The 25,243-nt window shown below is 64.1% G+C and carries 4 protein-coding genes; 3 read left to right on the forward strand and 1 reads right to left on the reverse strand.

Annotated elements, in window-relative coordinates; translation table 11 throughout:
- Positions 1 to 12 precede the first annotated feature (12 nt).
- Positions 13 to 1,068 carry a tetratricopeptide repeat protein gene (locus NTD82_RS11160; RefSeq protein ID WP_095157528.1) on the reverse strand — a complete coding sequence of 352 codons (1,056 nt, stop codon included), beginning with the start codon at positions 1,066 to 1,068 and terminating at the stop codon, positions 13 to 15.
- A gap of 170 nt (positions 1,069 to 1,238) precedes the next feature.
- Here NTD82_RS11160 and NTD82_RS11165 point away from each other — a divergent pair, with 170 nt between their 5' ends.
- From NTD82_RS11165 to NTD82_RS11175, 3 genes are read left to right on the forward strand one after another with little or no spacing between them, the layout of a single operon-like run.
- Positions 1,239 to 2,951, forward strand: a complete 1,713-nt coding sequence (locus NTD82_RS11165; RefSeq protein WP_262128790.1) for a ShlB/FhaC/HecB family hemolysin secretion/activation protein — start codon at positions 1,239 to 1,241, stop codon at positions 2,949 to 2,951.
- A 30-nt stretch (positions 2,952 to 2,981) separates the two neighbouring features.
- Positions 2,982 to 24,926 carry a hemagglutinin repeat-containing protein gene (locus NTD82_RS11170; protein ID WP_262128791.1) on the forward strand — a complete coding sequence of 7,315 codons (21,945 nt, stop codon included), beginning with the start codon at positions 2,982 to 2,984 and terminating at the stop codon, positions 24,924 to 24,926.
- Positions 24,926 to 25,201, forward strand: coding sequence for a YrhB domain-containing protein (locus tag NTD82_RS11175; protein WP_069023864.1), 276 nt, complete (start codon positions 24,926 to 24,928; stop codon positions 25,199 to 25,201). The genes NTD82_RS11170 and NTD82_RS11175 overlap by 1 nt, the downstream gene beginning before the upstream one ends.
- The last annotated feature ends 42 nt before the right edge of the window (positions 25,202 to 25,243 follow it).

The following is a 25,243-nucleotide window of genomic DNA, read 5'->3' on the forward strand; positions in this document are numbered from 1 at the left end:
GTTCGGGGCGGCCTAGAGGCCTTGCTGCACCAGGGGATCGTCGGGGTTCTGCTGCTCCAGTTGGGCAAGCAGCACCTGCACATTCTGTAATTGCCCGCTCTCTTTCCAGTACTCGATCAACAAGACCCGTGCCTTGCGGTTCGCCGGCTGGCGGGACAGCACCGTTTCCAACTGCTTTTGCGCCGCGTCCAGCTGGTCGAGGCTGTGCAGGCTGGTGGCCAGGGTGTAGCGGTAATCGTTGTTGTCCGGCTCCAGCTCCAGCGCGCGGGAGAAGGCCAGCAGGGCGTATTCGTTCTGGCTGTGACGCAGCAACCAAAGGCCCAGTTCGTGTTGCAGGAACGCCGATTCCGGGTGGCGTTGCAGCGCCGACGCCAGCACTTCGCGGGAGGTGTCGCCCTGACCCTGGCTGTCCAGCAGGCGGACCTTGGCGGCGATGGCGTCGAGATTGTCCGGCTCCAGCGCCAGGGCGCGGTCCAGCGCCGCGTTGGCCGCCTGCAAATCCCGCTCGTGGATATACAGCCGCGCCAGGTGCACCTGGTCCTGCGGATATTCGGTGCGCAACAACAAGTCCTGCTGGTACTGCTCGAGGACTTCCTGCAGCGGCCCGAAGTACAGGCCCACTTCATCCGGCGTCAGCCCCAGCAGCGCGTCCACCGCGGCAAACCGCACGCTTTCCTCCTCGTCATCCAGCATCGGCCCCAGCACCAGGCTGCGCTGCGCCGCCGGCACCAGCGCGGCAATGCTCTCGACGGCCGCACGGCGGACCAGCGGGTCTTCGTGTTGCAGGTCCTTGCGCGCCAGCTTCAGCGCCAGCGGCGACGGGTAATTGGGCAGCTCGGCATACAGGCTGGCGCGGCGAATCGGCGACAGATCATCACGCCCCAACTGCTGATACAGCACCCGCGCCGCGCCCGGCAGCCCGTTATGCGCCTGGGCCAGCGCCTTGGCGTAGGACTGCTGCAGCGCCGGAGTGGGGGCGGGGGGATCGTTGCGCAAAAACAACCCGGCCAAGGCGAGAAGCAACAGCACGACAAGGCCGGCCAACAGATAGACACGCGGTCTGGACATGCAGAATCCGGGAAAATGGCTTACGGAAAAGGGGTCAAGCTTGGGTCAGGTAAATGGTTGAGTCAATGTGTGGGGTATTGGCTGCGGTCTTTTGGCGATATTGACGCCGGATTTCCAGCTCTTTAATATCGCGCCGCCAATGATGGCGTAGTGATATCGGAAGGATACCGATGCTGTTCACCCACCACTTTCTGCTGAGAGTGTTGCTCTGCCTCGTGGCAACGGGGCTGACCGCTTTCGCGCCCGTGTTTGCAGCCACTCCGGGCGAGCAGGACCTGATCCGCGATCGCCAGGACCGCCTGTTGCAAGAGCAGCAACGCCGTCTCGAAGAGCTGCGCGAACTGCCGGGCAATGAACCCCCGCCGGTTATCCCCGAGCCCGCGCCGGACACCCGCTGCTTCCCCATCGACAGCATCGAAATCAAAGGCGCCGACCGCCTTTCCCAGGCCGAGCGCGAGCGCCTGGCCCAGCCTTATATCGGCCAATGCCTCGGCGTGCAGCAGCTCAACGCGCTGCTCAAAGCCATCACCGATCATTACCTCGCCATGGGCCTGGTCACCAGCCGCGCCTACCTGCCGCAACAGGACTTGAGTAGCCGGCACCTGGAAGTGCAGGTGGTGGAAGGGCGGCTGGAAGGCATCAAGAGTGGCGCCGACAGTGGCTTGTCGCCGCGGGAACTGGCGATGGCCTTCCCCGGTACGGTCGGCGAACTGCTCAACCTGCGCGATATCGAGCAGATGGTCGACCAGCTCAACCGCCTGCCATCCAACCAGGCCAAGATGGAGCTGGTTCCTGGCACGACGGTAGGCGGCAGCACCGTAGAGGTCGGCAACACCCCGAAAAAGCCCTGGCGCGCCAGCCTGTCGCGTAACAACGACGGCCAGCGTTCAACAGGCGAACAGCAATGGGGCTATGGCCTGGAATGGGACAGCCCGTTGGGCCTGGCCGATCAATTGATGCTGCGCGGCGGCCGTGACGCGGTCAGCGATCACCAGCGCACCTCGCACAGCGAAATGCTCTTCTACAACCTGCCTTGGGGCTGGTGGAACTTCAGCTATTCCTACAGCCAGAGCGCCTACCGCTCACAGGCCGAAGCCAACACCTTCACCTTCAAGCAAACCGGCGACACCCAAAATCACCAATTGCGCGCCGAGCGCGTAATCCATCGCGACAGCCTGTCGAAGACGTCGCTGAGCACTGGCCTGGCCTACCTGCGCTCGAACAACTACATCGAAGACAGCCGCCTGGAAAACAGCAGCAACCGCCTCAGCGAAGCGCAGTTCGGCATCAACCACGGCCGCCGCATCGGCGGCGCGTTCGTCAACCTGGACTTGGGCATGCAACAGGGCATCGGCGCTTTCGATGCCCAGGCCGACCGCACCGCCAGCCCCAGCGACCCCGACGCCCGCTACCGCAAATACAGCCTGACCGTCAGCTACCTGCAGCCGTTCCAGATCGGTGATGAGGCTTTCAGTTTCAGCAGCCTCGCCACCGGCCAGCGCAGCGAAGACCCGCTGTACAGCCCGCAGCGCCTGAGCCTGGGCGGGTTGTCCTCGGTGCGTGGCTACAAGGACCAGTCCCTGACCGGCGACAGCGGCGCCTACTGGCGCAACGACCTGCGCTGGACTCGCCCGGTGGCGCTGGAATGGCTGCGCCCGGTTGTGGCCGAGTACGGCGCCAGTGTCGGCTACGACCAGGGCGTGATCCGCGGCGACCGCTACAACGGCGACCAACACGGACGTGTCTCCAGCAACGCGCTGGAACTGTTCGCCCGTGGCCAGCACCTGAGCGCCAGCGTGACCTTCGCCCATTCCCTGGAACGCCCCGACGTCATTACCGAGCGCGAAGCGCCGATCTATTTCCGCGTGGAGTTGCTGTTGTAACGCCCGCCTTAGCTGAATCGAGACCACGACATGGATGTCCGTCAATTCGCTTTTCTCCTGCGCCAGCCTTCGGCGACCGTGCAGCCGCGCGAGACCTTCTGCGGCCTGCCGAAACGCGCCCTGGCGTTCCTGCTCGCCAACGTCATGTTCTGGCAGCCGCTGTGGGCCCAGGCCGACGGCATCGCGGTCAGCGCTGCGGGCACCGGCCTGGCCCAGGCGGGCAATGGCGTGCCGATCATCAACATCGCCGCACCCAACGCCAATGGCCTGTCGCATAACCAGTTCAAGGACTACAACGTCGATGCCCAGGGCCTGATCCTCAACAACGCCACCGACCGCACGCAGAACACCCAACTGGGCGGGATCATCGTCGGCAACCCGAATTTCAGCGGCCGCGCCGCCGACATCATCCTCAACGAAGTCAACGGCGGCAGCCCCAGCCAGTTGCGCGGCTACACCGAAGTGGCGGGCAAGTCCGCCCACGTCATCGTAGCCAACCCCCACGGCATCAGTTGCGACGGTTGCGGCTTCATCAACACCCCGAAAGTCACCCTCAGCACCGGCAAGCCGGTGATCGAAAACGGCCAGCTCAACCGCTACCAGGTCGACCAGGGCAACGTGTCCATCGACGGCGCCGGCCTCAACGCCAGCAACGTCGACCAGTTCGAAATCATCACCCGCGCCACCCAGATCAACGCCCAACTCCAGGCCAACAAACTGGACATCGTCGCCGGCCGCAACGATGTCGATGCCCGCACCCTCGCCGCCACCGCCCGCGCCGCCGACGGCAGCCCGGCGCCGACACTGGCGATCGACTCCTCGGCCCTGGGCGGCATGTACGTCAACACCATCCGCCTGGTCGGCACAGAAGCCGGGGTCGGGGTGAAGCTGGCGGGCAATATGGTGGCCGGCGGCGATATCCAGATCGATGCCAACGGCAAACTGAACCTGGGCCGGGTGTCCGCGGGCGGCTCGGCGACGGTCAAGGCGCAGGGCGTCGATGCCCAAGGCCCGGTGTACGCCGGCAAGGACCTGGCAATCAGCAGCCAGGGTGATCTGGACAACCGCCAGAGCCTTGCCGCGCGCGACAGCATTACCCTGGACAGCGGCGGCACCCTGAGCAACCGCGGCATCATCGAGGCCGGTGTCAACGCCGACAGCAGGCGTAACGGCCAGGGCGACGTGCGCCTGTCGGCGGCGCGCATCGACAATAGCGGCACCACCGTGGTCGCCAGCCGCGACCTCAGCATCAGCACGGCGGAACTGGCCAACCAGGGCGGCACCCTGAATGCCCAGCGCCTCGCACAAATCGACGCCACGCGGCTGGACAACCAGAACCGTGGCCGGGTGCTCGGCGGCAGCGTGGTGGTCAACGCCAATCAGGTAGTCAACAGCCAGGGCGGCCTGCTGATCGGCAACGACGCGCTGACCGTCAGCGCCGGGCAACTGGTAAACCGCAACGGCGAAGTGTCGGGGCAGGGCGATGTGATCCTGCGCCTGGCGACGCTGGATAACGTCACCGGTCTGGTGACCGCGGGCCGTTCCCTGAGCCTGGACGCGACCGGCGCGGTGAACAACAGCGGTGGCCAGATCGGCGCCGCCCGCAGCCTCAATGCACGGCTCGGCAGTCTCGAACAGCGCGACGGCGGGCGCCTGCACAGCGACGGCGACTTGACCCTGGACCTCAATCGCGGCCACCTGGACAACCGCACCGGCGTGATCAACGCCAGCGGCCAGTTGACCCTCGACAACCTGAGCACCGTCGATAACCGCCAGGGCGAAATCTCCAGCAACCGCGCCTTCATCACTGCCGCGAACAGCCTCGACAATGGCGCCGGCAAACTGTTGAGCGACCAGGGGCTGACCCTGCGCATCGCCGGAGCGCTGAACAACGGCGCCGGGATGATCGCCGCCAACGGCGTGCAAATCGACGTCGCCAGCCTGCTCGACAACACCAAGGGCGTCTTGTCCAGCCGCAGCGGGCTGGACGCGCGGGTGGGTGGGGCGCTGGTCAATGCCAGCGGCAATATCTCCGCGCAGGGTGACAGCCGGCTGTCGGTTGGCAGTCTGAACAACAACGCCGGGCGCCTGCTCGGTCAGGCGGCGTTCAGCCTCGACCTCAATCGCGGCCACCTGGATAACCAGGGCGGCCTGATCAGCACCCCGGGCTGGCTGCTGCTGAGCAATCTGTCCAGCGTCGATAACCGTGCCGGCGAAATCTCCAGCGTCCATAGCTTCGCGCTGCGCAGCGACAGCCTCGACAACCGCGCCGGCAAGGTCCTGAGCGAGCAGACCCTGACCCTCGCCACGACTCTTGGCCTGGACAATCGCAACGGGTTGCTCAGTGGCGCTGCCTTGCTCATGGCGGCCGGTAGCCTCGACAACAGCGCCGGGCGCCTGACCGCACGCGATGGCGTGAACCTGCTGGTCGGCGCCGCGCTGGACAACCGCGGCGGCGAGATCCTCGCCCGTGACGTCACGCTGGCGGCGGGTTCGCTGGACAACGGCGGAGGCCGGATTCAGGCCGACACCCTGCTGGACATCGGCAGCGGCGTCCTCGGCAACCGCTACGGCACCCTCGTCAGCGCTCAGAACCTGACGCTCAACGCGGCCAGCCTCGACAACAGCTTCGGCCAACTGAGCGGCAACGCCGCACTGACCGCGGTGATCGCCGGCAACCTGCTAAATGGCAGTGGCCTGGTCAGCGCCGGCAGCCAACTGCAACTGAGCAGCGCGAACCTGTTCAACCAGGGTGGCCAGCTCAGCGCTGGCGACACGCTGCACTTGCGCGCCGGCAACCTCGACAACCGCAACGCCGGGCAGGTTTACGCGCGCAACCTCAGCGCCAGTGTCTCCGCCCTCGACCAGGAAAACGGCGGCCGTTTCTACAGCCAGGGCGACCTCAGCCTGGACCTCAACCATGGCGCGCTGAACAACCGGGGCGGCCTGATCAATGCGCCGGGCCAGTTGTTGCTCAGCAACCCGAGCGACGTCGACAACCGTCAAGGCGAGATTTCCAGCAGCCGGGCCTTCCTGTTGTCGGCCACGCGCCTGGACAACCGGAGCGGCAAGCTGCTCAGCGACCAGCTACTGACCCTGCGCGTTGCTCAGACATTCGATAACGGTGCCGGCCTGCTGTCGGCACTGCGCCTGGACGCACGCGCGGGTAAGCTCGACAACGTTGGCGGCAAGCTTAATGCCAGCCAGGACTTGAACCTCATCGTCGACGGCGCGCTCGACAACACCCGTGGCGCCATCCTTTCCCGCGACGCTGGCCTGACTGTGACGTCGCTGAACAACCTGCAAGGGCAGGTGCAGGGCGATCAGACCCTCACCCTCAACAGCAGCGGCGCGGTACTCAACAGCACCGGCAGCCTGAGCGCCGGTAATCGCCTTGTGCTCGCGGCTGGCCGCCTGGACAACCAGCAGGGCACCTTGACCAGCAACGGCAGCCTTGAGGCGAACATCGCCGGGGCGCTGTCCAACCAGGCCGGGGTACTGGCGACGGAGGGCGATCTCAGCCTTGTACTCGGCAGCCTGGACAACCAGCAGCAGGGCCGAATCAGCAGCAAAACCAATTTGCTGATCAAGGGCGGCGCGGCAAACAACAGCGACGGCGGCCGCATCAGCAGCGAGCGGCAGCTCACGGCATCGCTCACGGCACTGGACCAGCACAACGACGGCCGGCTCTACAGCCTCGCGGGCGTCAGCCTCGACCTCAATAACGGCCACCTGAACAACCAGGGCGGCCTGATCAACGCGCCGGGTCCGTTGCTGTTGAGCAACCTTGGTTCGGTGGACAACCAGGGCGGTGAAATCTCCAGCAGCCTGGCCTATGCATTGGCGACCGCCACGCTGGACAACCGTGGTGGCAAGCTGCTGAGCCAGCAACTGTTGACCTTGCGCATCGCTCGCGCGCTGGAGAACGCCAGCGGGCTGATCTCGGCGGCGGGGCTGGATGCGCGCACGGGCAGCCTTGGCAATGCCCGCGGCACGTTGAACATTGGCAACGACCTCAACCTGCGGGTCGATGGAGCGCTCGATAACAGCCTTGGCGAAATCCTCGCCCAGGATGTCGCGCTGAGCGTCGCCACACTGGACAACCGCGAAGGACGCATCCAGAGCGACCGCGCGCTCGCCATCAACAGCAGCGGCGCCGTGCTCAATGGCGCCGGCCGCCTGATCGCCGGCAGCCATTTCACCCTCGGCGCCGGCCGCCTGGACAACAGTCACGGCACCCTCACCAGCAATGCCAGACTCGACGCGACCATTGCCGGGCAATTGCTCAACCATGACGGGCTGTTGGCCGCCGCCTGGGACCTCAACCTCGGACTGGACAGCCTGGACAACCAGCAACAAGGCCGCATCAGCAGCAAGGCCAACCTGCTGATCACCGGTGGTGCGCTGGACAATCGCAACGGCACCCTTGCCGCTGACGACACACTGCAATTGACCGCCAACAGCCTCGACAACCGTCAGGGTGACCTCTATGCCGCGCGGCACCTCGACCTGCAACTGAGCGCCGCACTGAACAACGCCAACGGCGTGCTGCGCAGTGACCGCGAACTGGACCTGAAAGCCGGGCAAGTGGACAACAGCAACGGCGGGCGCATCAGCAGCGCCGGCCCGCTCAACGCCAGCGTCGCCGGTCTCGACCAACACGCCGATGGGCAATTGCTCAGCCAGTCGAGCCTGACCCTCGACCTCAATAACGGTCATTTGGACAACCAGGGCGGGCGCGTCAATGCGCCGGGCCAATTGCTGCTGAACAACCTCGGCAGCGTCGATAACCAGGGCGGTGAAATCTCCAGCAACTTGGCCTTCAACCTCGTGGCCGGGGCCCTCGACAACCGCGGCGGCAAGCTGCTCAGCGAGCAGGCACTGACCCTGCGTATCGCCCACGCCCTGGAAAACGCCAAGGGCCTGATCTCCGCGCCGGCCCTGGATATCCGTGCCGGCAGCCTCGGCAACGAGTCGGGCAAACTCAGCACCAGCGGCGCGATCAGCCTGCTGGTGGACGGCGTGCTGGACAACCAGAACGGGCAGATTCTGGCCCGCAGTTCGGTGGTCACTGCCGGCTCGCTGGACAACCGCCTTGGCCTGCTGCAAAGCGACAGCACCCTGAACCTCACCAGCCTCGGCGGCCTCGACAACCGCCAAGGCACACTGTTCGCCGCGCAGGGTTTCGACCTCGTTGCCGCGAGCCTCGACAACAGCGGCGGTCAGCTCAGCAGTGACACCCGCCTGAGCGCGCGGATCGCCAGGCAACTGCTCAACCAGACCGGCCTGTTCAGCAGCGCCGGCGAACTGCACTTGAACGCCGGCAGCCTGGACAACAGCGTCAAGGGCAGCCTGTTCGCCGCCGAACAACTGAACCTGCAACTCACAGGCTCGCTGAACAACTCCGCGGGCAGCCTTCGCAGCGACGGCACCCTGAATCTCGTCGCGGGCGAGACGGACAACAGCGACGGCGGCCGCATCAGCAGCAGTGGGCAGCTCGACGCCTCGGTCAGCGCGTTGGACCAGCACAATGATGGCCGCCTCTACAGCCAGGCCAGCGTCAGCCTCGACCTCAACCATGGCCATCTGAACAACCAGAGCGGCCTGATCAACGCACCGGGCGCGTTGCTGCTGCGCAACCTCGGCACGCTCGACAACCAGGGCGGTGAAATCTCCAGCACCCTGGCTTTCGAGCTGGCGGCGGCGAGCCTGGACAACCGCAACGGCAAGGTTCTCAGCCAGCAGGCGCTGACCTTGCGCATTGCCCGCGAGCTGGAAAACAGCAAGGGGCGAGTGTCCGCCGCAAGTCTGAACCTGAGTGCCGGCAGCCTCGGCAACCGATTGGGCACGATCGAAGCCCGCGACAGCCTGTTGGCGCAGGTCGACGGTGCACTGGACAACCAGCAGGGCACGCTGCTCGGCGCTTCTACCGTGTTGACCAGCGCTTCGCTGAATAACGATGCCGGCCTGATCCAGGGCGACACGCTGCTGGCGCTGCGTCAGCAAGGCGCGCTGCTCAACCGCGACGGACGCATCGTCACGGGCCAGACCTTGATGCTCAACGGCGGCAGCCTCGACAACAGCCGCGGCACCCTCACCAGCGACGGCGTCTTTAACGGGCAGATCAGCGGGCAACTGCTCAACCAGGGTGGGTTGCTGGGCGCGGTCGACAATCTGGTGCTCGGGCTGGGCAGCCTGGACAACCAGCAGCAAGGTCGCATCAGCAGCAAGGCCAATCTGCTGATCACCGGTGCTGCGCTGGACAACCGCAACGGCACACTCGCCGCCGACGACAGCCTGCAATTGACCGCCAACACCCTCGACAACCGTCAGGGTGACCTCTATGCCGCGCGGCACCTCGACCTGCAACTGAGCGCCGCACTGAACAACGCCAACGGCGTGCTGCGCAGCGACCGCGAACTGGACCTGAAAGCCGGGCAAGTGGACAACAGCAGCGGCGGGCGCATCAGCAGCGCCGGCCCGCTCAACGCCAGCGTCGCCGGTCTCGACCAACACGCCGATGGGCAATTGCTCAGCCAGTCGAGCCTGACCCTCGACCTCAACAACGGTCATCTGGACAACCAGGGCGGGCGCGTCAACGCACCGGGTCAATTGCAGCTGAACAACCTAGGCAGCGTCGATAACCAGGGCGGTGAAATCTCCAGCAACTTGGCCTTCAACGTTACGGCCGGGTCCCTCGACAACCGCGGCGGCAAACTGCTCAGCGAGCAGGCACTGACCTTGCGTATCGCCCGCGCCCTTGAGAACGCCAAGGGCCTGATCTCCGCGCCGGCACTGGATATCCGTGCGGGCAGCCTCGGCAACCAGTCGGGCAAACTCAGCACCAGCGGCGCGATCAGCCTGCTGGTGGATGGCGCGTTGGACAACCAGAGCGGGCAGATTCTGGCCCGCAGTTCGGTGGTCAGCGCCGGCTCGCTGGACAACCGCCTTGGCCTGCTGCAAAGCGACAGCACCCTGAACCTCACCAGCCTCGGCGGCCTCGACAACCGCCAAGGCACACTGTTCGCCGCGCAGGGTTTCGACCTCGTTGCCGCGAACCTCGACAACAGCGGCGGCCAGCTCAGCAGCGACACTCGCCTGAGCGCCCAGATCGCCGGGCAACTGCTCAACCAGACCGGCCTGTTCAGCAGCGCCGGCGAACTGCGCCTGAGCGCCGGCAGCGTCGACAACCGCCTCAAGGGCCTGATCACCGCAAGGCAAACCCGCATCGACGCGGGCAGTCTGGACAACAGTGGCGAAGGCAGCCTGCACGCCGCCGAGCAACTGACCCTGCAAGTGGTCGGCGCGTTGAACAACGCCAAGGGCGGTATCGACAGCGACGGCACCTTGAATCTCCTCGCGGGCGAGACGGACAACAGCGACGGCGGCCGCATCAGCAGTCGCGGGCAACTCGACGCCTCGGTCAGCGCGCTGGACCAGCACAACGATGGCCGGCTCTACGGCCTCGCGGGCGTCAGCCTCGACCTCAACCACGGCCACCTGAACAACCAGGGCGGCCTGATCAACGCACCGGGCCAATTGCAGTTGCGCAACCTCGGCACGCTCGACAACCAGGGCGGTGAAATCTCCAGCGCCCTGGCCTTCGAGCTGGCGGCGGCGAGCCTGGACAACCGCAACGGCAAGCTTCTCAGCCAGCAGGCACTGACCCTGCGCATTGCCCGCTTGCTGGAAAACGGCAAAGGGCTGCTGTCCGCCGCGAGCCTGGACTTGAGTGCCGGCAGTGGCGGCAACCTGCTGGGCCGTATCGAGGCGCGCGACGCCTTGCTGCTGCAGGTCGAGGGCGCGCTGGACAACCGCCAGGGCGCCATCCTTGGCGCGACCACCACGCTGGGCAGCGCTTCGCTGAACAACGATGCCGGGCTGATCCAGGGCGATCATCTGCTGACCCTCACCCAGAGTGGCGCGGCGAGTAACCGCAACGGCCGGCTGCTGGCCGGGCAGACCCTGAACCTCACGGCCGCCAGCCTCGACAACAGCCTCGGCCGCGTCGCCAGTGACGGCACGCTGGGCGTGACACTCAGCGGCCAGGTGCTCAACCAGGAGGGGCTGCTGGCTGCGGTCGGCGCATTGCAACTCAACGCCGCGAGCCTGGACAACCAGTTCGACGGCGTCATCTCCAGCAAAGACAACCTGACCCTCGACATCACCCGCGTCGACAACCGTGGCGGCAGCGTAGTGGCGGTAGGGCAGTTGCAACTCGACAGCGTCGAACTGGACAACCGTCAGGCCGGCCTGCTCAATTCCGGCAAGGCCATGACCCTGCGGGTCGCCAGCCTGGACAACCGCGCCGGTGAAGTTGCCAGCGTCGCCAACCTGATCGTCAGCGGCAGCCGCTTCGACAACAGCGGCGGCGGCCGTCTGCTGGCCAATGGCGACCTGCAACTCACCGTGACCACCCTGAGCAACCGGCTCAAGGGCGTCATCTCCGGGCAAAAATCCGTCACCCTCAATGCCGGCCAGTTCGACAACAGCGACCAGGGCAGCCTGTTCGGCAAGACCGGCCTGAGCCTGACCCTGCGCGACGGCACTGGCGCCAGTGGCCATCTGAACAACCGCCTCGGCACCCTGCGCAGCGACGGCGGGCTGACCTTCGACGGCATCAGCCTGAACAACGACGGTGGACGCGCCAGCAGTGCCGGCGCGCTGGTGCTGACGGCGCGCGATGCCGTCAGCAACCTTGGCGGCGAAGTACTTGGCAGCGGCACGCTCAGCCTGTCCAGCGCCAGCCTCGACAACAGCCGCGGGCGCATTGCCGCCGACAATCTGCTACGGGTCACTACCGGCGCCCTGACCAACCAGCAGGGTCGGTTGACCACGGTCGATCGGCTCGAACTGAGCGCGGGTCTGGTGGACAACCGTCAGGCCGGGCGCATCGCCAGCGCCAAGGCGCTGAGCGCCAGCATCACCGGCCTCGACCAGCGCAGCGGTGGCGAGCTGTTCAGTAACAGCGCGCTGACCCTGGACATGAACGGCGGCCAGTTGAACAACAGCGGCGGCCTGATCAATGCTCCCGGCCCGCTGGTATTCAGAAACCTCGCCGCAGTGTTCAACCAGGGCGGCGAAATTTCCAGCGAGCAGAGCTTCAGCCTCAGTGCGCTCAGCCTCGACAACAGTGGCGGTGAACTGCTCAGCGACCAGGCCCTGACGCTGGTGATTGAACAAGCGCTGAACAACCTCGACGGGGTGATTTCCGCCCACGGCCTCAGCGCTTCGGCGGCTTCGCTGGACAACCGCAACGGCCTGTTCAGCAGTTCCGCCCACCTGACCCTGAACCTCACCGGCAACCTGCTCAACGCCAGCGGCGAAGTCTCCGCCGCCACCCGCGCGGTGATCACTGCCGCGGGCCTGGGCAACGGCAGCGGCCAGGTCATGAGCGACAACAGCCTGGAACTGACGGTCAGCGGGCTGCTGTTCAACCAGGCCGGGACCCTCGGTGCCGGCGCCAACCTGCAAGTAACCGCGGGCAATCTGGATAACCGCAAGGCCGGCAGCCTGGTCAGCGATGGTGGCCTGACGCTGACGGTCCACGGTCTGCTCGACAACCAGACCGGCGGCAACCTGCTGGCCAAAGGCGCCATGGACCTGCGTGTGGACGCCCTCGACAACCGTGGCGGACGCGTCTCCGGGCAGCAAACGCTGGCCCTGCGCGGCACCTCGGCAGACAACCGTGACGGCGTGCTTCGCGCCAGCAAGGACGTCACCTTGCGCCTGGCCGTGCTGGACAACCGCGACGGGCTGCTCGGCGGCTCGCAGGCGCTGGACCTCGACGCCCGGCAACTGTTCAACCAGGCCGGTCTGATCAGCACCACCGGCAACCTGCTGCTGAGCGCCGACAGCCTCGACAACACCAAGGGCCGCATCGCCAGCCAGAGCGACCTCGCCGCCACCGTCGGCACGCTGGAGCAGCAGGGCGGCGAACTGGTGGCCCGGGGTGAGCTGAGCCTGACCGGCACCGCGCTGGACAACCGCAACGGCGGTCTGGTGGGCAGCACAAGAGCGCTGAAACTGGAGGTGCAGTCCGTCGACAACCGCGCCGGGGAAATCTCCAGCCAGCAAAACGTCACTTACATCGGCCAACTACTCGACAACAGCGGCGGCAAGCTACTGGCCGGGACCCGACTGGAGGCGACAATCGCCCGGGTCATCAACCAGGCCCAGGGCCTGGTGTTCGCCCAGGACGTGCGCCTGACCGGTGCGCGCCTCGACAACAACCAAGGCACTTTCGCCGGCCAGCGCTCGCTGGTGCTGCAATTGAGCGCAACGCCACAGCTCGACGGGCACCTGAACAACAGCGAAGGCCGCCTCAGCAGCGAAGGCACCTTGAGCCTCGGCGCGCAGCAACTGGACAACCGCGTTGGCAGCATTTCCAGCGCCGGACTGCTGGAGGTGCGCAGCATCGCCGGGTTGCTCAACCAGGGCGGCACCGTTGAAAGCGCGCAAGCCCTCAGCCTCAGCAGCGCCAGCCTGGACAACGGCCAGCAAGGCCTGATCAAAAGCCAGGGCGCCGCCACCGTCAGCACCGGCCGTTTCGACAACAGCCTCGGCGGTCGCCTGATCAGCAGCGCCGGCCTGGACCTGAGCGCCGGCCAGCTCAGCAACGGCGGTCGTATCGCCAGCGCCGGCCTGTTCAACGCCAGCCTGACCGGGCTGGTGCAGAGCAACGGCGAGCTGTTCAGCAACAGCCAGTTGAACCTTGACCTGAACCACGGCGACCTGACCAACCTCGGCCTGATCAACGCCCCGACCTTGCTGCTGAAAAACCTCGGCAACGTCAACAACCAGGGCGGTGAACTTTCCAGCCAGAACGCCTTCACCCTGGCCGCGCGCAGCCTGGACAACGGCAATGGCAAGCTGGTCAGCAACCTCGGCCTGACCTTGCGCATCGAACAACTGCTGAGCAACGTCAACGGCCGTATCAGTGCCGCCAGCCTGGATATCGCCAGCCTGCGCCTGGACAACGGCAGCGGCCTGCTCAACAGCCGCGGCGGCCTGACCCTGGTGACCCGCGAATGGCTGAACAACTCACGTGGCACCTTGGTCGCCGACGGCAACCTGCTGGTCAATGCGGGCAGCCTGGATAACCGCTTTGGCGAGATCGCTGGCAAGGCCGCCATCGAGCTGGACGCCGCGCAGATCGACAACCAGCAGGGCCAGTTGATCGGCACCCAGACCGTGCGCGTCGGTGCGACCACGCTGGATAACCGTGGCGGCCTGCTGGGCGCCACAAAAGCGCTGAAACTCGACATCGGCGAGATCGACAACCGTGGCGGCGAGCTGACCGGCAACGCCGACGTCACCATCAGCGGCGCGAGCCTGAACAACAGCGACAAGGGCCTGGTGTTTTCCGCGGCCACCCTCGACCTCGCGGTGCAGCAGGTGATCAACCAGACCCGCGGCCAATTGAGCGGCCAACGCGTGCTGTTCAAGGGCGGCAGCTTGGTAAACAGCGGCGGCGCCGTTATTGCCCAGCTACCGCTGTTGCTGGAACTGAGCGGTGAGCTGAACAACAGCCAGGGCCTGCTGAGCAGCGAGTCGAACCTCGAAGTCAGGGCGCGCAGCCTCGACAACAGCCACGGCACCCTCAGCAGCGGAAACGGCCTGACGCTGGTGGTGGACGGGCAGATCAACAACCTCAAGGGCGAGCTGCTCACCGACGGCGCTTTGGTGCTGAACAGCGCCAGCCTCAGCAATGAAGAGGGCAGCCTCAGCGCCAAAGGCGCGGTCACCCTGATCACCGGCGCGCTGAACAACCTCGCGGGCCGCCTCAACAGCGCCGACACCTTCAACCTCACCGCCACTCAGGTCAGCAATAGCGCTGGCAAGATCGCCAGCGTCAAAGCGCTGACCGCCAGCATCAGCGGCCTAGACCAACAGGGCGGCACGCTGTTCAGCAACACCGGCCTGAGCCTGAACCTCAACAATGGCCTGCTGGACAACAGCGGCGGCCTGATCAACACCTCCGGCAGCCTGCTGCTGAGCAACCTCAACGCGGTGCGCAACCGCAACGGCGAACTCTCCAGCAGCCAGGCCTTCACCCTCACGGCGGGCAGCCTGGACAACGGCAACGGCAAGCTGCTGAGCAGCCAGGCCCTGAGCCTGGTGATCGACCAGACCCTAGGCAATGCCCAAGGCCTGATCGGCGGCGCCAGCCTTGTGGTGCGCGCCGCTACCGTGAGCAACCTCGGCGGCACCTTGAGCAGCCGCGGTGACCTCGACCTGATCAGCAACGGCGTGCTCGACAACCGCCAGCAAGGCCTGATCAGCGCGACCGGCAACCTCACCCTGCGCAGCGGCGACCTGGACAACCGCGACGGCAGCCTGTTCGGTGTCAGTGGCGTCACCCTCACAGCGGCGGCGCTGGATAACCGCAGCGCCGGCCTGATCAACAGCCGCGGCGGCCTGACCCTCAGCGCCAGCAGCCTGAGCACCGACGCTGGCGAAGTCTCGGCCAAGGGCAGCCTGGGCCTGACCCTCGGCGCACTGCTGCTGGGCAGCGGCCGCATCGTCGGCGACCAGAACGTCAGCTTCGACCTGAACAACGGCAACCTCGACAACAGCGGCGGCCTGGTCGTGGCGAAGGGCGCCCTGAGCTTCCTGCGCGTCGGCACCTTCAGCAACAACGGTGGCGAGCTCTCCAGCCAGCAGAACATCACCGTCAACGCCAACCGCCTGGACAACAGCAATGGCCGGCTGATCACCAGCCAGGTGCTGACCCTCAACGTCTCCAACCTGATCAACCAGAACGGCCTGCTGTCTGGCTGGCAAGGCCTGAGCTTGACCGGCGCCAGCCTCGACAACCGCAATGAAGGCACCTTGTCCAGCCGCAACGGTGCGCTGGATGTGCGCTTGTCTGGCGCCTTGCTCAACGGCGACAAGGGCGCCCTGGTCAGCCAAGGTCGGATGGATGTCAGCGCCGGCAGCCTCGATAACGTTGGCGGGATTCTGTCCAGCGGCGCGCTGCAAAGCCTGGTGGTCAGCGGCCTGTTGAATAACGCCAATGGCGGCTTGATCGACAGCGGCGCCGGCCTTGACCTGATCGCCGCCACGCTCGCCAACCAGTCCGGCACCGTCAATGCACAACACGCACTGACCTTCACCGGCACCGACCTCGTCAACACCGGTGGCACCCTGGCGGGCAATGGCCAGATGACCCTGGACCTGCTGGGTTCGCTCTACAACGACAACGGCACCCTCGCCAGCGCCGGCAGCTTGCTGCTCAAGCGTGCGCTGCAAATCAGCAACCAGAACGGCAAGATCGTCAGCCAGGCGCAAATGACCCTGGCCGCGGGCGCGATGGACAACAGCCAGAAGGGCACCCTCGCCGCCAAGGGCGCGGTGCTGGTCAATGCGACTGGCCTGCTGCGCAATGATGCCAACGGCCTGATCTACAGCCAGGACGCCGACGTCCAGGTGATCGCGGCCAGCCTCAACAACCAACAGGGCGCCGTGCAAGGGCAGGGCGCTGTGACCCTCGACAGCAGCGGCGCACTGGACAACCGCAACGGCACTCTGCTCGCCCAGAGCGGCAACCTGCTGCTCAAGGCTGGCAGCCTCGACAACAGCGGCGGCACCGTCGCCAGCGTTGCGGGATTACTTGATGGCAGCGCGACCGGCGCAGTGGTCAACAACGCGGGCGGTGTGATCCAGGGGCAGCACCTGAAATTGTCCGGCGCCAGCGTCGACAACAGCGGCGGCCGCATCGCCGCCCAGACCGGCGATGCGCGGATCGGCGGCGGCAACTTCACCAATACCGCTGGCGGCCTGTACGCCAAGGGACTGGTGCGCGTCGACGGCCAGGGCTTCGATAACGCAGGCGGGCAGGTGGCTGGCAGCCGCGTCGAGCTGGCGCTCGGCGGTCAACTCGGTAACCGCGCGGGCATCGTCGAAAGCGACAGCCACCTGCAGGTGAACGCGGCGTCGCTGGACAACCAGAGCGGCGTACTGCGTGCGTTGGGTGACGCGGGCAAGACCGAGTTCCAGATAATCGGCGGCTTCGACAACCGCGACGGCAAAGTCGAGGTCAGCAGCCATGACCTGACGTTGAATACGCAGGCACTGAACAACCTCGGCGGCAGCGTGCTGCACGCCGGTGTCGGCACCTTCGATATCGCCACCGCCAACATCACCAACAGCGGCGGCACCGCCGTGACCCGCGGCGGGCTGACGCTGACGGCGGACAACTGGACCAACAGCAGCGTGATCCAGGCCGGGCGCTTGACCGTCAATGTCGGGCAGTTGACGCAGACCGCCAGCGGGCAGTTGTTGGCGACCAGCAGCTTCAGTGGAAGCGGGCGGAACTGGACCACCGCCGGCCTGATCGCCAGTGACGGCAGCCTCGACCTCAACCTGACCGGCAGCCTGACCAGCACCGGCCGCGCCACCAGCCAAGGCGCCATGAACCTCGTCCTCGGCCAACTTGAACTGAGCAGTGCCGCCAGTGTGGCTGCGGCTGCTAACAGCACGCTCACTGTCGCTGGACTGGTGAACAACGCGGGGCGGCTGACTTCGGCGGCGGATCTGAGCCTGACCGCGGAGAGTATTCGCAACTACGGTTCGCTGGGGAGTTCGCGGGCATTTACGGCGAATGCCGGAAGTTTGTTGAACGAAGGTGGGTTGATTTATAGCGGTGCTGATATGGGGCTGTATGTTGATAGCCTCAGTAACAAGAGCGCTGATGTTTATAGTTTGGGTGCGATTCGTATTGCGAAAGATGCGCAGGGTGCGCGGTCTTCGTTGTTGGAGAATATTTCTGGATCGATTGAGAGTGGTGGGGATTTCTCGATTACGTCAGCTTCTATTACGAATAAGCGAGCAGATTTTGAGACGGAGTCGCATCTTGAGTCTGGTTACATTGGTGTCAGGTGTTATTACTGCGACAGTGTTATCGATTATCACTCGGACAAGAAAAATCCCTCGCATCTGGTATGGGCGCAGACTTATAGCGGTGCGTCTGTTTCTGGTGAAGGATCTAAGCAAGCCAGCCTAGTCTCCGCCAGGAATTTTTCCATTGAAGGAGGGGCAATTGTAAATTCGAATTCGCTTATTTCTGCTGCGGGTAATTTAGACGTAAAAGTTGAGTCTTTCTCTAATTTGGGGACTTCCCTGGGTGGTTTTACAGTTCTTAAATATATCGATATTCGTGACCCGAGCTGGGAGCTTTGGGCGGAGATTCTCAGGTATAACTCAGAGAATGACCCGAATTATAACGGTGGTATGCATTCCTGGAATGCGGCCGGAGATGATTTGGTAAGGCCGGTTAAGGTTGACGGACCAAGACCTGCCAATGGTGCGGATTGGAGTTTAAGTCAAAGATTTGGAACCATCTGGAAGTACCTTGATAAGTGGAGCCCCCAGAACGGCATTCCAATTCCCACCGCCAACTATAAAGCTGACGGCGCGGTTGATGCCCCCTCCGTAATCAAATCCACCGAAGCATTTTTAGAAAGAACAATTGCGGATACCGGCTCAGACTTCCTGCCTTCAGTAGTCCAGGCCGGCGGCACCGTCTCCATCAACGCCACCAACAAAATCTCCAACGGCGTGGAGCGCTCCTTCACCAACGGCACGCCAGGCGTCACCCGCACTATCGACACCACAGCCACTGGCACCGGCGTCTCCAACATCATCCTGCTGAACAAGCAGCTACCGCCCAACCTGGCCCAGCAACAGGTCAACCCGCTGACCTTGCCCGGCTTCAGCCTGCCCACCGGCGCCAACGGTCTGTTCCGCCTCAGCGACCAGGCGGCCAAAGACAGCTCGATCAGCCAAGGCAGCAGCGCTCCGGCAAGCTGGACCTTGAGCGGCGCCACGATCGACGTCGCGCAGCGCGAAAAAAACCTGCCTGCCACCCAAGGCCGCACCTTGCAACTGGACGATATCGCCCAGCTCACCGCCAACACCGGCCAGTTCTCGGTGGTCGCGCGCGTAGCCAGCGGCATCGGCGCCAGCGGCAGTTCCATCAATGCCTCCGGCATTGGCAACACCGACAACGGCACCTGGCAACCGGGCCGTAGCAAAGGCGGCGATATCACTCGCAGCGATGGCATCGGCAGCCAGGGTTCCGGTGGCAGCTCCGGAGATTCGTTCAGCGCCTCGGGCCCGAGCGTGAACCTGGACGGCCTGACCCCGACTGACCGCGATACCCGCATCACCCTCACCACGCCGGGCGGACAGTCGGGCGCTAACGGTCCTCAACTGAACGTACCGGGCCTGGCGACGGGCGATCGCAACACCACGGTCGCCGGCAGCCAGCAGGGCGGCAATCGTCCTGACCTGCAACTGCCAGGCTTGACTCCGGGCGGGCGCGACACCCAGATCGCGGTGACCACCCCGGGCGCCTCCACCGGCAACCAGCCTGGCCTGAATGTGCCCGGCCTGGCGTCTGGCAACCGTGACACCACGGTGAGCAGCAACCCGCAAGGCGGCACTCGCCCGGACCTGCAACTGCCGGCGCTGACGCCAAGCGATCGCGATACTCAGATCGCAATCACTGCTCCTGGCGCGCCAACCTCGGGCGGTGTCTCGCTTCCGGCGCTTACTCCGCAGGCTCAGCAGGTCAACGTTGCCGCTCCGTCGCCCAGCACCGTGGCAACCGTTGCACCCGCTGCTCTCGGCACTCAGACAGTGCAAGCCCCGACCGATCGCCCGGCGACCCCGGCGGTGGACAGCCGCGCCACGGCCATCGCGCAACCAAGCACCGCGCAGACCATCGACCGCGTCCAGGGCCTACCGGACCGCAGCGCCGCTTCCCAGCCGCACAAATACCTGATCGAAACCAACCCGCTGCTCACCGAACTCAAGTCGTTCATGAGCTCCGACTACCTGCTGTCCGGCCTCGGCTACAACCCGGACGACAGCGCCAAGCGCCTGGGCGACGGTTTCTACGAACAGCGCCTGATCCAGCAGGCAATCGTGGCGGGTACTGGCCAGCGTTTCATCGCCGGCCTGAATAGCGACGAAGCGATGTTCAAGTACCTGATGGACAACGCCATCGCCAGCAAGCAACAGCTCAACCTGTCGCTGGGCGTCACCCTGACCGCGGAACAGGTCGCGGCCCTGACCCACGACATCGTCTGGCTGGAAGAAATCGAGGTGAATGGCCAGAAAGTCCTGGTGCCAGTGCTCTACCTGGCCGACGCCGCCAACCGCCTCGCGCCCAACGGCGCGCTGATTGCCGGCAACGACGTCACCCTGATCGCCGGCCAGGACCTGCTCAACGCCGGGACCCTGCGTGCCAGCAACAACCTCTCGGCCATGGCCGGAAACGACATCGTCAACAGTGGCGTGATCGAGGCCGGCAACCGCCTCGACCTGCTCGCCGGCAACAACATCGTCAACCGCGCCGGCGGCATCATCAGTGGTCGTGACGTCAGCCTGACCACGGTGCTTGGTGATGTGATCAACGAACGTTCGGTCACCAGCCATATTGGCAACACCGGTGGCCGGAACGAGCGCACCGACTACCTCGACAGCGCCGCGCGTATCGAAGCCGCGAACGACATGAGCATCAACGCCGGTCGCGACTTCATCAGTACGGGGGGCGCGCTGCAAAGCGGTCGCGACACCAGCATCCAGGCTAGCCGCGATGTGCTGCTCGGTTCTGCCGAAACCATCAGCAGTACCGCCTATGGACGCACCACCTCCCAGACCGTCACCCAGAACGGTTCTACCGTCACGGCGGGTCGGGACTTCAGCGCCGTGGCGGGACGAGACTTCACCGCAATCGCCAGTCAGATCAGCGCGCAGCGCGATATCGACATCACGACGACGGGCGACCTGACCCTGGCGTCGGCGGCCAACGAAGAGCATTTCTTCTCCCAGTCCAAGAAGGTGACCCAATCCCAGGACCGTATCACCCAGGTCTCGACCACGCTCAAGGCCGGTGGCGACATTGCCCTGAATGCCAGCCAGGACCTGCTGGTCAGTGCCAGCCGGATCGAAGGCGGCGGCAACGTCGACCTCGATGCCGCTCGCGATCTGCTGATCACCTCCGACCAGGACGAAAGTGCCTCCTTCTACCAGAAGAAAAGCAAGGGCTCGTTCGGGCGCAGCAAGCTCACCCAGCAGGAGAGCTACCACAGCACCAACATCGAGTCGGTGGTCACCGCCGGCAACGACCTGACGATCAATGCCAGCAAGGCAGAAAACGGCGGCATTAACCTCGACGGTGGTCGCGACGTCACGGTCATCGGCAGCGAGCTCCGCGCCGGCAACGATCTGCTGATCGGTGCCACCGGCGATGTGGCGGTGCTCTCCGGCATTGAAGAGCACGGCGAGTACAGCAAGAAAACCAAGTCCGGCTTCCTCGGCTTGTCCAAGAGCGGCAAGAGCCAGCTCCAGACCAGCGCGACCCAGGTCGGCAGCGAGCTGGAGGCCGGCAACGACATCGTTCTGGTAGCGGGCAGCGATCTGCGCCTGCGGGCCAGCGAGGCCAGTGCCGGTAAGGATGTCGAGTTGCGTGCGGGGCTGGTGGACAAGGACGGCGATATCGACCTGCTGGCAGCCAATGACACTGCCTACAGCCGTACCGAGGAGTACAAGAAGAAGATCGGCCTGTCGCTGTCGCCGGACTTCATCCTGCCGCCGTCGGTCTCCATCGCATCGGCCAAGGCCGCCGGGAAGGAGGCGCAGAGCAGCACCAGCGTCGGTAGCCAGGTTGTAGCCGAGCAGGATGCCACGCTCAAGGCCGAGCGTGACGTCAACCTGGTGGGCAGCGGCGTCAGTGCCGGGCGCAACGTCAGCATCAACGCCGGCCGCGACGTCAATGTGGCCGCCGCTGAAAGCCAGCGCGACGAGCGCCAGTGGTCCAGCAGTTCCAACACCGGGCTGCGCTTCGACAGTGACGACAATGGCGTCAGCTTCTTTGCCGGAGTCGAGAAGGAAAAGGCCAAGGATCGTGTGCTCGAACAACTGGCCAGTGGCAGTCAGATCCAAGCCGGACAGGACCTGAACGTCAACGCCGGGCGTGACATCAACCAGAGCGGTTCCGACCTGAAGGCGGGGCACGATATCAACCTTGCTGCCGGGCGCGATATCAACATCGATGCCGCCGGCGAAACCCGTGTCGAGGAACATGAGCGCGAATTCGCCAGCCAAGGGGCGGGCGGTTCGATCAACCACAACCTGGGTCGCACCAAGGATGCGGTCAGCAACGCCGGCAACGGGGAGAACAACGTCAGCAAGGGCTCGAGTACCTTGCAGGCAGTGGATGCGGTCAGCCAGTTCTTCGCTGGCCCCACCGGCGACGGCAAGTTGGGCAACACCACCCAAAGCAGCAGCCAGCAGACGGTCGAACAGGGCAATCGGGCATCGACCCTCGACGCGGGCAACGACATCACCTTCACCGCAGGCAACAATGTCAACGTTGCGGGCAGCCAGCTCCAGGCTGGGCGCGATATCACCATCAAGGGCCGCGATATCAATATCGACGTGGCTCATGGTGGTACCAGCCAGCAGACCAGCGAATCGCAAAGTTGGGGCGGCATCCACGGCGGCAGCAGTGGTGGCTTCAAGGTCGGCATCGGCGGCAGCCATGGCACCGCCAGCACCGATGGCAACCAGGGCAACTCGACTGCCAGCCAGCTCGACGCCGGGCGTGACATCAAGCTCGAGGCCGGCAACGACCTCAACGTCATTGGCAGTCAGGTTCAGGCTGGGCGCGACATCGACCTTGCTGCGGGCAAGGACATCAATATCCGCGCCGCGCAGAACGACTCCGAGCACGAGCAGAACCGCGCCAGTGGTGGTGGCGAGGTCGGCCTTGCATTCGGTTCGGAAGGCGTGGGCATCTATGCCAGCGTCAACCTGGGCAGGGGCCACCTGGAGCGCGAAGCGCAGCGACATCAAGAAGCCTACCTCTATGCCGGCGACCAACTGAAGTTCACCAGCGGCAAGGACACCACCATCAGCGGCGCCCAGGTGCGTGGCGATGAAGTGATTGGCCGTGTGGGGGGCGACCTGAAGGTGTCGTCGGCGATCGATACCGGCGAAGTCAAAGGCAAAGAGTTTGACGTCAGCGTCACCGTGACCATCGGTCCGGGTGCTGGCGTCAGCGGCTCGGTGGGTTACGGCCAGACCACTGGCAAGACCGAGTGGGTGGAAAACCAGACCCGGGTGACCGGCGCCAGCAAGGTCGACATCCGTACCCAGGACCACACCCAGATAGACGGCGCGCTGATTGCCGCCGACAACGGCAATCTCAAGCTCGATACCGACACGCTCGGCTACAGCGATATCGCCGGCTCGGACAAGGAGCACGGCTACTACCTCAATGTCGGCGGGAGCTGGAAGCAGGGCGGCGGCAGCACCCAGCAGGACCCGAGCCAGGAAGGCAAGGGCAAGAAGGGTGAGAACGGCTGGAGCGTGAGCGGCTGGGAGTATGAAAAAGAGCGCGAGCAGATAGTCCGCGCCACGGTGGGCGAGGGCGAGATCGTGGTGCGCGAGGATGCCGCGACGGGGCAGGACTCGACGGCAGGGCTGAACCGGGATCTGGACAAGGCCTACGAGATCACTCGGGACCATGAGGAACGGACGGATCTGTACGTCACCGATAGTTCGTTGCATGACGTGATGAATCCCAAAGAGACACTTGATAAGTGGGTCACTGGACTGCTCACCTACCACGAGACGGCGCAGCATAACTATGAGCAGGCCAGTACCGGTTTGAATGCCACCGTCAACCGTATCGAGCGAGTGCTTGGACGGGAGATGGCCGCCGGCGTCAGCAGCGTCACCACCAAAGACTTTGCCGAAGAGACGCTTGAACAGTTGATTCGTGGTGGCAAGAGCCGGACTGAAGCCATGGCGATGATGGCGGATGAGAAGTTTCAGCAGAACGTGCTCAAGGAACTGAGCAGTTTCTGGGGAATAGCACCGGAGATTGCAGCCGCCAAGGTGGTGATAGACCAGGCTTTCCCAGAAAAATCAGGTGTCGTGCAGTTGCCCGCTTCAGGCGTCACGCTGAACGAGCTGAAGTTAACCCTTCGCACACTTTCCAGCATCCAGGAATTCATTCAAGAGAATGAAGACAAGGCACAAGCGGTGGCTGTGGTGCTGGCGCTGACCCAAGGTCCCAAGGGTGTCGTTCAGGCTTTGGCAATGAGTGCTGCTGAGCAGACACCGCTGGGCCAAGAGCTGATGTCGCGCCTGCAAGGAATGCAGGAGTATGTGGGCGAAAAGATCGCTGCACAAATGGAAGGTCGAGGCCTGGATGAAACTGAGGCTTACGATAAGTACCTGTTGGGCGGCGGTAATCTCATTGGCAGCATTCTTGGGACGGGTATTTCTACTGTACGAATGGGTAAGGGCGACAAGGTTGGTGGCCAAGGCGCTGAAAAAACCGGTGGTTTAGAAACAGAAAAAAATAGTCCAGATCTCACGGGGCAGGGACGGACTGAGGCCGTTGATTCTGGGTATGGCGGAAAGTTGTCCGGCGAATATACTGCTGGAACCACGACCTACAATGGTAAGACTGTAGAGGGTGCCGGAGATTTTAGTGGTGGGGTAGGTTCTGGCAAGGTTGAGGTTGGTGCAAAAGCGGCAGGGGTTGCGGACGAAACTGCCGGTTCAATAAGGAACGTCAATCCAGGTTACCCAGACGCTGGGCGAACTCATAACTGCGTTAATTGTTCAATTGCTACTGATGCAACACTGGCAGGTAATCCAGCATCTGCATTGCCGATAAACTCAACCAAGGGTGTTCCGTTGACCGTGCTGGAGAAGCAATATGGAGCTAAGTTTAGCGGTGTGTCTTCACCCGAAACCATCACCCAGCACATGATTAGTGGTGGGGACGGCGCACGTGGGATTGTGTTTGGCTCCTATGGTCCAGGTCAGCCAGGCCATGTATTCAACGTAGTTAATCAGAATGGGGCTATTCGTTATCTCGATGGGCAGACTGGAAAGCCGGCAAATATGAGTAATTTTAAGACATTGCAGTTATTGAGAACTAACTAATGATTACCTACGAATACGCTTTGGAAAGAGCTAAGGAATATTTGAAAGACTCTGAGATTCCTTTGCAGCTAACGCATGAGGGCACGTTCTCTGAGGGATGGTTTTTTTGCTATCAATCTAAAGAGTATTTGGAGACAGGGAACCTGTCGGCTCAACTGGCTGGAAACGGACCATTCCTGATTGATAAGGAAACTGGAGAGATTCATGTTTTAGGGACCGCCAAGCCGCTGAAAGAATATCTTGATCACTATGTGATCAGTAAGTCAAAAAAATAAGATTGGTTTTTCGGTGCAAAAGGCATTCTTACACCTAGAGAC

The sequence above is a fragment of the Pseudomonas sp. 5P_5.1_Bac1 genome, from assembly GCF_025466015.1.
Taxonomy (GTDB): Bacteria; Pseudomonadota; Gammaproteobacteria; order Pseudomonadales; family Pseudomonadaceae; genus Aquipseudomonas.

What these genes read in the sequence shown, in the direction of transcription:
- NTD82_RS11165 (WP_262128790.1), top strand. Translation starts at nt 1,239, where the DNA reads ATGCTGTTCACCCACCACTTTCTGCTGAGAGTGTTGCTCTGCCTCGTG.
- NTD82_RS11175 (WP_069023864.1), top strand. Translation starts at nt 24,926, where the DNA reads ATGATTACCTACGAATACGCTTTGGAAAGAGCTAAGGAATATTTGAAA.
- NTD82_RS11170 (WP_262128791.1), top strand. Translation starts at nt 2,982, where the DNA reads ATGGATGTCCGTCAATTCGCTTTTCTCCTGCGCCAGCCTTCGGCGACC.
- NTD82_RS11160 (WP_095157528.1), bottom strand. Translation starts at nt 1,068, where the DNA reads ATGTCCAGACCGCGTGTCTATCTGTTGGCCGGCCTTGTCGTGCTGTTG.